Annotated in this window: 8 protein-coding genes; 2 read left to right on the forward strand and 6 right to left on the reverse strand. The window is 65.2% G+C overall.

Going from position 1 to position 11270, the window contains the following annotated elements; translation table 11 throughout:
• Positions 1–3 precede the first annotated feature (3 nt).
• Positions 4–1224, reverse strand: a complete 1221-nt coding sequence (locus JKG68_RS04730; RefSeq protein WP_202056318.1) for an MFS transporter — start codon at positions 1222–1224, stop codon at positions 4–6.
• Positions 1225–1471: 247 nt separating this feature from the next.
• Here JKG68_RS04730 and JKG68_RS34190 point away from each other — a divergent pair, with 247 nt between their 5' ends.
• Positions 1472–2674, forward strand: coding sequence for a CAP domain-containing protein (locus JKG68_RS34190; protein ID WP_202056319.1), 1203 nt, complete (start codon positions 1472–1474; stop codon positions 2672–2674).
• A gap of 125 nt (positions 2675–2799) precedes the next feature.
• Here the strand turns inward: JKG68_RS34190 and JKG68_RS04740 are convergent, their stop codons facing one another.
• The gene (locus JKG68_RS04740; RefSeq protein ID WP_202056321.1) at positions 2800–4074 is read right to left on the reverse strand and encodes a dicarboxylate/amino acid:cation symporter; all 1275 of its coding nucleotides are present in this window, start codon (positions 4072–4074) and stop codon (positions 2800–2802) included.
• Positions 4075–4270: 196 nt separating this feature from the next.
• On the opposite strand from JKG68_RS04740, the gene JKG68_RS04745 reads away from it, so the two are divergent.
• Positions 4271–5374 carry a serine hydrolase domain-containing protein gene (locus JKG68_RS04745; protein WP_202056323.1) on the forward strand — a complete coding sequence of 368 codons (1104 nt, stop codon included), beginning with the start codon at positions 4271–4273 and terminating at the stop codon, positions 5372–5374.
• Here JKG68_RS04745 and JKG68_RS04750 read toward each other — a convergent pair whose 3' ends face one another.
• From JKG68_RS04750 to dnaG, 4 genes are all read right to left on the reverse strand, one after another.
• Positions 5375–6097: an LrgB family protein gene (locus tag JKG68_RS04750; RefSeq protein ID WP_202056326.1), complete on the reverse strand. Its 723-nt coding sequence runs from the start codon at positions 6095–6097 to the stop codon at positions 5375–5377. It lies immediately after the preceding gene.
• Positions 6094–6492, reverse strand: a complete 399-nt coding sequence (locus JKG68_RS04755; protein WP_202056328.1) for a CidA/LrgA family protein — start codon at positions 6490–6492, stop codon at positions 6094–6096. The genes JKG68_RS04750 and JKG68_RS04755 overlap by 4 nt, the downstream gene beginning before the upstream one ends.
• A gap of 373 nt (positions 6493–6865) precedes the next feature.
• A complete protein-coding gene (gene rpoD / locus JKG68_RS04760) occupies positions 6866–8866 on the reverse strand; it encodes an RNA polymerase sigma factor RpoD (RefSeq protein WP_202056329.1) in 2001 nt (666 codons plus the stop codon).
• Positions 8867–9060: 194 nt separating this feature from the next.
• Positions 9061–10953 (reverse strand): DNA primase, encoded by a 1893-nt coding sequence (gene dnaG / locus JKG68_RS04765; protein ID WP_202056331.1) that lies wholly within the window; start codon positions 10951–10953, stop codon positions 9061–9063.
• Between the last annotated feature and the right edge of the window lie 317 nt (positions 10954–11270).

Genomic DNA, 11270 nt, shown 5'->3' on the forward strand with positions numbered 1-11270 from the left:
CTCTCAGGCGCGAGGCTTCTCAATTTTCGGCAGGAAATAGGCCAGGAGCCCGATGGCCGGCAGGAACGAGCAGACCTTGTAGACGGTCTCGATGCTGGTCATGTCCGCAAGCTGCCCCAGGGCCGCGGCGCCCAGGCCGCCCATGCCGAAGGACAGTCCGAAGAACAGCCCTGCGATCATGCCGACCCGGCCCGGCACCAGCTCCGTGGCGTAGACCAGGATGGCCGAGAAGGCGGAGGCCAGAACCACGCCGATGATGACGCTCAAGACCGCCGTCCAGAACAGGTTGGCATAGGGCAGGAGGAGCGTGAACGGCAGGACGCCCAGGATCGAGATCCAGATCACGTAGCGGCGCCCGATCCTGTCGCCGACGGGACCGCCGAGAACCGTGCCGGCCGCCACCGCCCCCAGGAAGATGAACAGGTAGACCAGCGCGCTCTGCTCCGAGAGCTGGAACTTGGCCATCAGGTAGAACGTGAAATAGCTCGTCAGCCCTGCCATGTAGAAGTTCTTCGAGAAGACCAGCAGCATCAGGATGGTGATCGAGACGATGACGCGGTTCCTCGACAGGGGGGACCTGACCTCAGCGGTGCGGGGCTTCGCCCGCATCTCCGTGAGCTTCGCCTGATACCAGCGCCCGACCGTGAACAGGATCGCCATGGCGAGCAGAGCAAAGCCCGAGAACCAGGCGATGCTGCCCTGCCCGAACGGCACCACGATAAAGGCCGCCAGCAGCGGCCCCAGGGCCGTGCCGGCATTGCCGCCGACCTGGAACACCGATTGCGCGAGACCGTAGCGTCCGCCGGACGCCATGCGGGCGACGCGGGAGGATTCCGGGTGGAACACCGAGGAGCCCATGCCGACGAGCGCGGCCCCCAGGAGCAGCAGCGGATAGCTATGCGCCTGCGACAGCGTCAGCAGGCCGATCAGGGTGAAGCCCATGCCGATGACGAGGGAGAACGGTTGCGGCCTGCGGTCGGTGAAGGTGCCGACGAGAGGCTGCAGCAGCGACGCGGTCACCTGGAACGTGAGCGTCAGCAGCCCGATCTGCCCGAAATCCAGGTGAAAGCTTTCCTTGAGGATCGGGTAGATCGCCGGCAGCAGCGACTGGATGAGATCGTTCAGAAGGTGGGAAACGCTGATGGCCGCCAGGATCGGAACCGCCACCCGTTCCGCCGTGGTTCGAATGGGCGCAGCCGATATGGCGGGGGATTTCGTATCCATTTGACGTTCTTCATTATGCGGCCAAGCTCAAGCCCGGCTCGACTGCGGCGTTTCCAAGCTGGCTATAAACCAGATCATGGTGCCGATCCCGCGCTGATCTTGCAATGCAGGGTCACGGTTCCGGCAAGGCCGCGAATGCAACATAGTGTCACATAAGCCACAACTTCTTCTTATTTGGCGTATAGTCGAGACGCTCAAGCAATAAGCCCGGAACACCGGGCAAAACAGATAAGTCAAAGGGGATTTCATGTCACAGGCGACCGTCTACGAGCAGTTCATGCTCGAACTGGTGAACGCGGAACGCGCGAAGGCGGGCGCGCAGCCGCTGGTCTTCAACAGCAGCCTCAACGACTCGGCGGATTCCCACAGCAACTGGATGATCTCGGCCGACGTCTTCTCCCACACGGGCGTCGGCGGCTCGGATCCCTTCCAGCGGATGCAGAAGGCCGGCTACAGCCTCATCGGGGCCGGAGCGACGGCAGGCGAGAACATCGCCTATGTCAGCACCCGTGCCCCCACGGGCCTCGGGGACGAGGTGCAGCTGCTTCACACCAACCTGATGAACAGCCCGGGCCACAAGGCCAATATCCTCAACGGAAGCTTCCGCGAGATCGGCATCGGCTTCAACACCGGCGATTACCAGGGCTTTGACGGCGCCTTCGTCACCCAGAACTTCGGCCGGACCGGCTCGAGCGTGTTCCTCACCGGCGTCGCCATGGACGACAAGGACGGCGACCGCTTCTACGACATCGGCGAAGGCCTCGGCGGCCTTACCGTGACCGCCGTCAGCTCGACCGGCGCCCGCTATACCGCCACCACGCAAGACGCAGGCGGCTACAGCCTCGCCTTGAGCGCCGGCACCTACACGATCACCTTTTCGGGCGGCGCAATGACCGCCGTGACCAAGCAGGTGACGGTCGGCAGCGCGAACGTGAAGCTCGATCTGATCGATCCCGTAACGGGTCCGGTGACCACCCCTGGCCCGACCTCGGCCTCCGATGCCCTTTACGGCACGACCGGAGGCAATACGATCAAGGGCCTGGGCGGCGACGACACGATCTCCGGCAGAGCCGGCCACGACAAGCTTCATGGCGGCAGCGGCAACGACGCCCTCGCAGGGGACAGCGGCAACGACCGGCTTTACGGCGACAGCGGCAGGGACACGCTGACCGGAGGCGCCGGCAAGGACACGCTCACCGGCGGCTCCGGCGCGGATGCCTTCCGCTTCAAGGGCAAGTGGAGCGCGGACAAGATCGTCGACTTCAGGAACAGCAGCGACCGGATCGACCTGCGCGGCAACGGCCTGAGCTTCAAGGAGCTCAGCATCGCGAAGGGCCATGGCGACAGCGACGGCGTGGCGGACGACGTGATCATCAAGGCCGACGGCCAGTCCATTGCGCTGCTCAACGTGAAGCTCTCCCTGATCGGCGCCTCGGACTTCCTGTTCTGAGCCGCACGACCACTCATCGACCCTGAGGCGGGCCTGGAGCCCGCCTCATTTGCCTCGTCCGGTATGTTCCCGTGCTCTGGGGCTTCATGAAGACACCGGTCGGGCCGCGTGAGCCCGGCCGGGTTTTACTCGGCCGCGACCAGAACGGTCTCGCGGGCAGGCGTATGCGTCTCGACAACACCGTCATAGACGGCCCGATCGAGAACGCCTTCCTCCTTCGCCACGATCACCGGCACGAGGATCTGACCCGTGACGTTGGTCATGGTGCGCATCATGTCGACCACGCGGTCGATGGCGACGATGTAGCCGATGCCTTCGAGCGGCAGCCCCGCGGTGCTGAGCGTCAGCGTCAGCATGACGATGGAGGTGCCGGGCACGCCGGCCGTGCCGAGCGAGCCGAGCACGGCGGTCAGGCCGATGAGCACATATTGCGTGAGCGTGAGATCAAGCCCGAAATACTGGGCGATGAAGATCGACGCGATGGCCGGATAGATCGCGCCGCAGCCGTCCATCTTCACGTTGGCGCCCAGCGGAACCGCGAAGCTCGCATAGCTCTGCGGCACGCCGAGCTTCTCGACCGCGACCCGCAAGCTCATGGGCAGGGTGGCAAGGCTCGACGAGGTGGCGAACGCCATCTGCATGGCCGGCAGCGCGCCGCGGAAGAAGCGGCCCACCTTGAGCCCGTGTGCCTTCAGGAGGCCGCCATAGACCACGACGATGTGGAACAGGCAGGCGAGATACATGGCGGCGATGAACTTGCTGAGCGGCAGCAGCGAGGACAGGCCGTAGCGGCCGACCACCCAGGCGATCAGCCCGAAGGTGCCGATGGGGGTAAGCTGCAGCACCCAGCGGGTGATGCGGAACACAAGCGTCGCGCCCTGATCGACCAGGCTGCGGATGCCCGCGGTCTTTTCGCCGAGCGACACGAGCGCAGCCCCCACGATGCCGGAGAAGAACAGCACCTGCAGCACGTTGGTGTCGGCCATGGCCTTGATCGGGTTCGTCGGCACGATGCCGATCAGCACCTCAAGCGGCGTCGGGATGGTGCGCGGCTTCACCTCGCCGAGCGGCAGGTTCGAGAGGCCGAGGCCGGGATCGATCAGGTGGCCGAAGGCAATGCCCACCAGCACCGCAACCGCCGATGTGGCGATGAACCAGAACAGGGTGCGCAAGCCGAGGCGCGCCACGTTGCCGGCCTCGGCCAGCCTCGCCACGCTCGACGTGATGGTGAAGAACACGAGCGGGATGACGATCATTCGCACGAGGTTCAGGTAGATGTCGCCCAGCGGCTTGAACCAGACGGCCGCCTGCTCGCCGGCCAGAACGCCCGCCAGGATGCCCAGGGCAAAGCCCACCGCGACCCGCTGCCAGAGCGGGCGCGCAAACCACAACTGAAACATGTTGATTGCCTTGCATTTACGATCTTGCTTGCAAAATAGGCGGATCCTCGCAGCAGCGCAAATGCCGCAGGCGCAGGGCTGAGGCCGGGCAGCCGCATGGATGACGGGGCTCACAATGGCGTGTGGCCTGTTGTGGGCGCGGAACGAGGGTCCATTTCGGTTCTTGTCCCGCAGCAACGGAATATCCGAACGGTCTATGCTTTCGCTCTCGAGCCTTCATCCACGAAACCTCGCCCTCACCCTCTGCCTCATGGCAGCGGGTGCTCTCGGCGCCTCCGCGCAGCCCGCCCCTCCCCCGGCGGCTTCGGCGCCCGACAGGAAGCTGATCGAAGACACGGTCGCCCGAGCCGGGGATCTTCCGAATCTCCGCTCGTTCATCGTGTCTCACAACGGAACCGTGCTGGCCGAGCAAGCTTTTCGGGGCCCCAGGCCCGATCGGCCGACGAACATCAAATCGGCCTCCAAGACCATCATGTCGGCCCTCGTGGGGATCGCCATCGACCGTGGCATCCTGCAGGGCGTGGACCAGCCGGTTGCATCGATCCTGGCGCAGAGCATCCCGGCGGAGGCCGATCCGCGGGTCAGGCAGATCACCATCGGCCATCTGCTGTCCATGCGGGCCGGGCTGGAGCGCACGTCAGGCCGCAACTACGGCGCCTGGATCAGCAGCGGCAACTGGGTTCGCGACGCCCTCGCGCGGCCCTTCGTGGACGAGCCCGGCGGACGCATGCTCTATTCCACGGGCAGCTCGCATCTGCTCTCGGCGGCGCTCACGCGCGCCTCGAAGCGCAGCACCCTGGAGCTGGCCCGCGAATGGCTGGGCGGGCCGCTCGACATCAGGATCGCTCCCTGGACCCGCGATCCGCAGGGCATCTACCTCGGCGGCAACGAGATGGCCCTCTCGCCCCGCGCGCTGCTGCGCTTCGGCGAGATGTACCGCCAGGGCGGCGTGATCGACGGCAAGCGCGTGGTCTCGGAGAACTGGATCAGGGAATCCTGGACGCCGCGCACATCGTCGCCGTTTACCGGCGACTCTTACGGCTATGGCTGGTTCATGCGCGAGATGCGCGGGCACATGGCCCATTACGCCTGGGGCTTCGGCGGGCAGATGCTCTACGTGATCCCGAGCCTCGGGCTGACGGTGGTCATGACCTCCGACCCCACCTCGCCCTCGCGGGAGGACAACCACATCGGCCAGCTCCACGCCCTGGTCGCGGACGGCCTCGTGCCGGCGCTTCTGCCGAAGCCGGAGCACCGGACGGGGAGCATCGCCCCAACCGATCCAGCGCCGATGCCGTGATTACTCCAGCAGCTTTCCAAGCACCATCGGCAGAAGAAGCGCGGTGACGAGCGCGTTGAGCCCCATGGCAATCCCCGCGAAGGTGCCGGCGAGCGAATTGACCTGAAAGGCGCGGGCCGTCCCGATCCCGTGGGAGGCCAGCCCCACGGCAAAACCGCGGGCGCGCCAGTCCTTCATGCGCAAGGCGTTCATCAGCGGCGTGACCGTGATGGCCCCGATGACGCCCGTGAGGATGACCAGGATCGCGGTCAGCGCCGGGTCGCCGCCCAGCATCTCGGCGATGCCCATGCCCACGGGAGCCGTCACGGATTTCGGCGCCAGCGAGATAAGGACAGTGTTCGGAATGCCGAAGAGCTTTGCGATGGCAACCGCCGACACGATGGCCGTGACCGAGCCCACCACCAAGGCCAGCACCATGGGAGCAATCGCCCGCAGCACGATGCGCCGGTTCTCGTAGAGCGGGATTGCCAGGGCCACGGTGGCAGGCCCCAGCAGGAAGTGCACGAACTTCGCGCCTTCGAAATAAACCGGGTACGAGGTTCCCGTGCCCCAGAGAACCAGAGCGATCACCGCAACCGCGATCAGCACGGGATTGCAGAGGGGATTGCGCCGGGACGCGAGCGAGATCCGGTCCGCCGCCACATAGGCCACGAGCGTCACCGTGAGCCAGAGCAGCGGGGTTTGCGAAAGGTAGGCCCAAAGCGGGAAGGAGAACTCGTTCACGGCGCCCGATCCTCCCCTGCTCCCTCGACCGCTGAGCCAGTGAGCCTGGATGCCACCACGAAGGTCACGACCGTCACGATCAGGGTCACGAGGGTCGATGCCACCAGGGCGACCGCAAGGCCGAGCCCATGCTGTGCCAGAACGTCGAGGTGCTGAACGACGCCGACGCCCGCCGGGATGAACAGCAGCGACAGGTGAGCGAGCAGTCCCTTGCCGGTGGAATCCAAGGTCTTGCCGAACTCGGGCACCCTCATGCCGATCCGGTCGCGCAGGCCCAGGAAGAAGAGCAGGAACACCATGCCGAGCACCGGCCCCGGCAGCGGCCACTCGAAGCCACGGGCAACCACCTCGCCCAGGAGCTGGCACAGAAGAATGACGGTCAGGCTGATGATCATGGGTGCTTGGAGTCGGGGCTGCAGCCGCAGTTGGGACAGGAAATAGATCGCCGCAGAAAGTAGCGAACCCCACACCCGTGGCAAAGTTGGACAGGGTCTTTCTGGGCCCAGAAATTATCCCAATCCATCATGTCTCCATGGATCTCAATTGCAGCCTCAAGATCTTCAGCTTGGATCCGGTGAAGAAAAATCGGCTTTTTTAGCCAGCCTCCTATTGCCCTCATCCTCTCGACTTCGCTGACAGATGTGAGCTCTACACTGTTGTCAGCTTCGTCATACCAAGCTTCGAAGACTTCCTGATACAAGATGAGCACCAAGTAGAACTTGTCGGGTTGAGAAAAAGGCGGGCTTTAGGCCCGCCTTTTGATTGGTCTTAATTGTCCAGGAAGCTCCGCAGCTTCCGGCTCCGCGAGGGGTGCTTCAGCTTGCGCAGGGCCTTCGCCTCGATCTGGCGGATGCGCTCGCGGGTCACCGAGAACTGCTGGCCGACCTCCTCGAGGGTGTGGTCGGTGTTCATGCCGATGCCGAAGCGCATGCGCAGCACGCGCTCCTCGCGCGGCGTGAGCGAGGCGAGAACCCGGGTCGTGGTCTCGCGAAGGTTCGACTGGATCGCCGCGTCGATGGGCAGGATCGCGTTCTTGTCCTCGATGAAGTCGCCGAGATGCGAATCCTCCTCGTCGCCGATGGGCGTCTCGAGGGAGATCGGCTCCTTGGCGATCTTGAGCACCTTGCGCACCTTCTCCAGGGGCATGGCGAGCTTTTCGGCCAGCTCCTCCGGGGTCGGCTCGCGGCCGATCTCGTGCAGCATCTGGCGCGAGGTGCGCACGATCTTGTTGATCGTCTCGATCATGTGCACCGGGATGCGGATCGTGCGGGCCTGGTCGGCGATCGAGCGGGTGATCGCCTGCCGGATCCACCAGGTGGCGTAGGTGGAGAACTTGTAGCCGCGCCGGTACTCGAACTTGTCGACCGCCTTCATGAGGCCGATATTGCCCTCCTGGATCAGGTCCAGGAACTGCAGGCCGCGGTTCGTGTACTTCTTGGCGATCGAGATCACGAGGCGCAGGTTCGCCTCGATCATTTCCTTCTTGGCCTGGCGCGCCTCGCGCTCGCCCTTCTGCACCATCATGACGATGCGGCGGAACTCCTGGATCTCCAGGCCGGTCTCGCTCGCCAGGTTATGGATGTTCTCGCGCAGGTCGTGGATGCCGTCCTTCGCCTTGGCGACGAAGTCCTTCCAGCCCCTGCCGCCGAGCTTGGACACGCGCAGCACCCATTTCGGGTCGAGTTCCCAGCCCTGGTAGTGGCGCAGGAACTCCTCGCGGGCGACGCCGTGGCTCTCGGCCAGGCGCATCAGGCGGCCCTCATGGGAGATGAGGCGCTTGTTGATGTCGTAGAGCTGCTCGACCAGGGCCTCGATGCGGTTGTTGTTCAGCGACAACGACTTCACCGACGCGACGATATCCGCCTTGAGCTCCTTGTACTTGCGCTCCTGGGCAGGCGTCAGCTGCTTGTTCTGCAGGCGCTGCTCCACGTGCTCCACCTGGAGGCGGCGCAGCTTCTTGTAGTTGTCGGCGATGGAGTCGAAGGTTTCGAGAACGCGCGGCTTCAGCTCGGCCTCCATGGCCGAGAGCGACACGTTGTTCTCCATGTCGTCGTCGTCGAGGTCGCCCTCGGGCGGGGTCATGCCCTCCTCGCCCTCGGGGGTCTCCTCCTCGGCCTCGCCGTCGCCCAGGGCGTCCACCTTGGGGGCGCCCTTGCCGTCGGGGCCCGCATAGGTGGCCTCGAGATCGATGATGTCGCGCAGCAGCACCCGGCCCTCGACGAGCTCGTCGCGCCAGATGATGATGGCCTGGAAGGTCAGCGGGCTTTCGCACAGGCCCGCGATCATCGCCTCGCGGCCGGCCTCGATGCGCTTGGCGATGGCGATTTCGCCCTCGCGGGAGAGAAGCTCCACCGAGCCCATCTCGCGCAGGTACATGCGCACCGGGTCGTCGGTGCGGTCGGTGGGCTCCTTGGCCGTGGTCTCGCGAACGGCGACGGCGCGGGTCTGGGAAGCCTCGACGAGGTCGCCGCCTTCGGCTTCCTCCTCGTCAGCGGCCTCAGCCTTCTCGCCTTCTTCGGTTTCCTCGGACTCGACGACGTTGATGCCCATCTCGGAGAGCTGGCCAAGCACGTCCTCGATCTGCTCCGAGTTGAACTCCTCGGGAGGCAGAACCTCGTTCAGCTCATCATAGGTGACATAGCCGCGCTTCTTCGCGAGCTTGATCATCCGCTTGACGGCGGCATCGCTCAGGTCGAGCAGAGGCCCGTCGCTCTGCTGCTCGGTCGTCGTGGTATCGCCTTCGTCGCCGCCGGTTGTCTTCGTTGCCATGCTTTGCTCAACTCCGGCGCCCCGCAAATCACCCTAATCCGGATCTACGATGCGCGAATAGGCGGCAAGCTCAGGGCTCCACCACCCGAAATTCATTCCCAACTATAAACAGCAAGTCGCTTGACTAACCGTTAACCATCCCCTGCACAAACTGCGGCAGCCGCCTCGCCTGCCGCCCTCTGGCGTGTGGGACATCAGTGACCCCCAAGGATCCCTGCATTGTCCATGTCGGCCTCGGCACCCTCAACGGAGGACAGCTGGTTTTGGACCTCTCGCAGCCAGGCGAGATTGGCCTCATTGTCCTCTTCCGCGAGCGCGCGCTCGGCAGCCCGAAGTTCGCTATGTAACGTGCGTGCGCGGCGATGCAAGGTGATCGCTTGCCTCAATGCGTCCTCAAGCCGCAACGGATCCGCATGCGGATCCAGCATCCAGCGGTCGCCGGGACGGACCAGAGCGGCGAGCCTGTCGGCCACCGGCGTCAGCCCGGCCCGGTCGAGCCGGGCTCTCACCACCGTCGCATCGGGAGGTTCGCCGCTGGCGGCCCCATCGAGCAGGAGACTGCACACCATCTGGGTAGACCGGCCCTCAAGTTCAAGGTCTGCAAGGGTTTCCGCATGATTCTGCAGCAGTTCCGGATGAACCAGGAAGGTGCAGAGGATCATCGCTTCCCGGGGGCTTTCCCCGGAATTTCCGGCAAACAGCGCGTTGCGGGCAAGCAGCGGCGAGACGCTCAGCCGCGAACCGGGTGTCATAGGGGAAGGCCCCCGCTGATCCCGCCGGAACCCTCCTGCCTGCCGGTTGTACCGGTTGGACCGGGCGTCGGGATTCAGGGCGGCCAGCCGGGCTTCGATGTCCTCCCGGTAGTATTTCTTGAGGGTTTCGTCGCGAATCAGCGCCAGTGATTCGCGCAGGCGCCGCTCCAGGGACGCCCGCCGCTCGGGCGTATCGAGGGGGCCCGCCTCCAGTTCCCGGGCCCAGAGAACCTCCACGAGAGGCCGGGCCGAGGCGAGCACCCGCTCCACGGCGGCGGCCCCGCCGGCGCGGGCCAGATCGTCCGGGTCCTGCCCCTCGGGCAGCATGGCAAAGCGCAGGGACTTGCCCGGGCTCAGGTTGGGCAGGGCCACATCGAGGGCCCGATAAGCCGCCCGCTGGCCGGCCTTGTCGCCGTCGAAGCAGAGGATCGGGTCCTCCGCCAGGCGCCAGAGCAGCGCAAGCTGATCCTCCGTGAGCGCCGTGCCGAGCGGCGCGACCGCATGGGGAAAGCCCACGGCGCTGAGCGAGATCACATCCACATAGCCCTCGACCGCGACCACCGTGCCCCGGTCATGGGCCGGCTGGCGGGCGAGGTGGTAGTTGTAAAGGAGCCGCCCCTTGTTGAAGAGCGGGGTGTCGGGCGAGTTGAGGTATTTCGCCGGAACATCCGCGCTCATGGCCCGTCCGCCGAAGGCGATGACCCGGCCCCGCACGTCGCAGATCGGGAACATGACCCGGTCGCGGAAGCGGTCGGCGGGGATCTTCCCCTCCTCCCCCGGGTGAACGAGACCCGCCTCCACCATCATGTCGACCGGAACGCCCTTGCCGGCCAGGTGATCGCGCAGGGCGTAGCGGTCCGGCGGCGCATAGCCGATGCGGAAGCGGGTTTGGGTGTCCCGGCTCAAGCTGCGCCCGGCAAGATAGTCCCGCGCCTTGGGCCCGGAGGGCCCGAGCAGCGAGGCTTCGAAGAAGACCGCCGCGAGCTCCATGACGTCATGGAGGCTCTTGCGCTTGATCTCCTGTTCCCTGTCCTCGTGGGTGAGCTTGGGCAGGGGCACCCCCGCCTCGCCGGCGAGGCGCTCCACGGCCTCGGGAAAGGACAGGCCTTCGGTTTCCATCAGGAAGGTGAAGATGTCCCCGTGCTTGCCGGAGGAGAAGCAGTGATAGAACTGCTTCTGGTCGTTCACGTAGAAGGACGGGGTCTTCTCCGCGTTGAACGGCGACAGGCCCTTCCACTCCCGTCCGGCCTTCTTCAGGCGCACGCGCTTGCCCACGACCGCCGAGGTCGGCAGCCGGGCGCGGATCTCTTCGAGAATTTGGGGCGGGTAGCGCACGCGGCGTGTTTCTCCAAACCTGTTCCATAAACTAGGGCGGTGGAGACGAGGTTAAAAACGGAATGGCCACGCTTTTTTTGTGCCCGCAATCCACAGCCCCCTTCCCGAGGAGGACGAGTGGCGAGTTGCAGCGTCAGCGCGTTGAAACGATGACCGGCCAATCTAAATAGGCCGTCTCAGCCCTTAAGCTCGCCCTGCCGTCACAGGTGCTATGGTCCCTGCGCATCAACTGTTGAGCTACACGGAGCACCCATGTCTGTTCTTAAACGTAACAATGTCAAAATCCTGGGTCGCGGCGAGCAGCCCATCCTCTTCGC

This window comes from Microvirga aerilata, from assembly GCF_016743775.1.
GTDB lineage: Bacteria > Pseudomonadota > Alphaproteobacteria > Rhizobiales > Beijerinckiaceae > Microvirga > Microvirga aerilata.

What these genes read in the sequence shown, in the direction of transcription:
- rpoD (WP_202056329.1), bottom strand. Translation starts at nt 8,866, where the DNA reads ATGGCAACGAAGACAACCGGCGGCGACGAAGGCGATACCACGACGACC.
- JKG68_RS34190 (WP_202056319.1), top strand. Translation starts at nt 1,472, where the DNA reads ATGTCACAGGCGACCGTCTACGAGCAGTTCATGCTCGAACTGGTGAAC.
- JKG68_RS04730 (WP_202056318.1), bottom strand. Translation starts at nt 1,224, where the DNA reads ATGGATACGAAATCCCCCGCCATATCGGCTGCGCCCATTCGAACCACG.
- JKG68_RS04755 (WP_202056328.1), bottom strand. Translation starts at nt 6,492, where the DNA reads ATGATCATCAGCCTGACCGTCATTCTTCTGTGCCAGCTCCTGGGCGAG.
- JKG68_RS04740 (WP_202056321.1), bottom strand. Translation starts at nt 4,074, where the DNA reads ATGTTTCAGTTGTGGTTTGCGCGCCCGCTCTGGCAGCGGGTCGCGGTG.
- JKG68_RS04745 (WP_202056323.1), top strand. Translation starts at nt 4,271, where the DNA reads ATGCTTTCGCTCTCGAGCCTTCATCCACGAAACCTCGCCCTCACCCTC.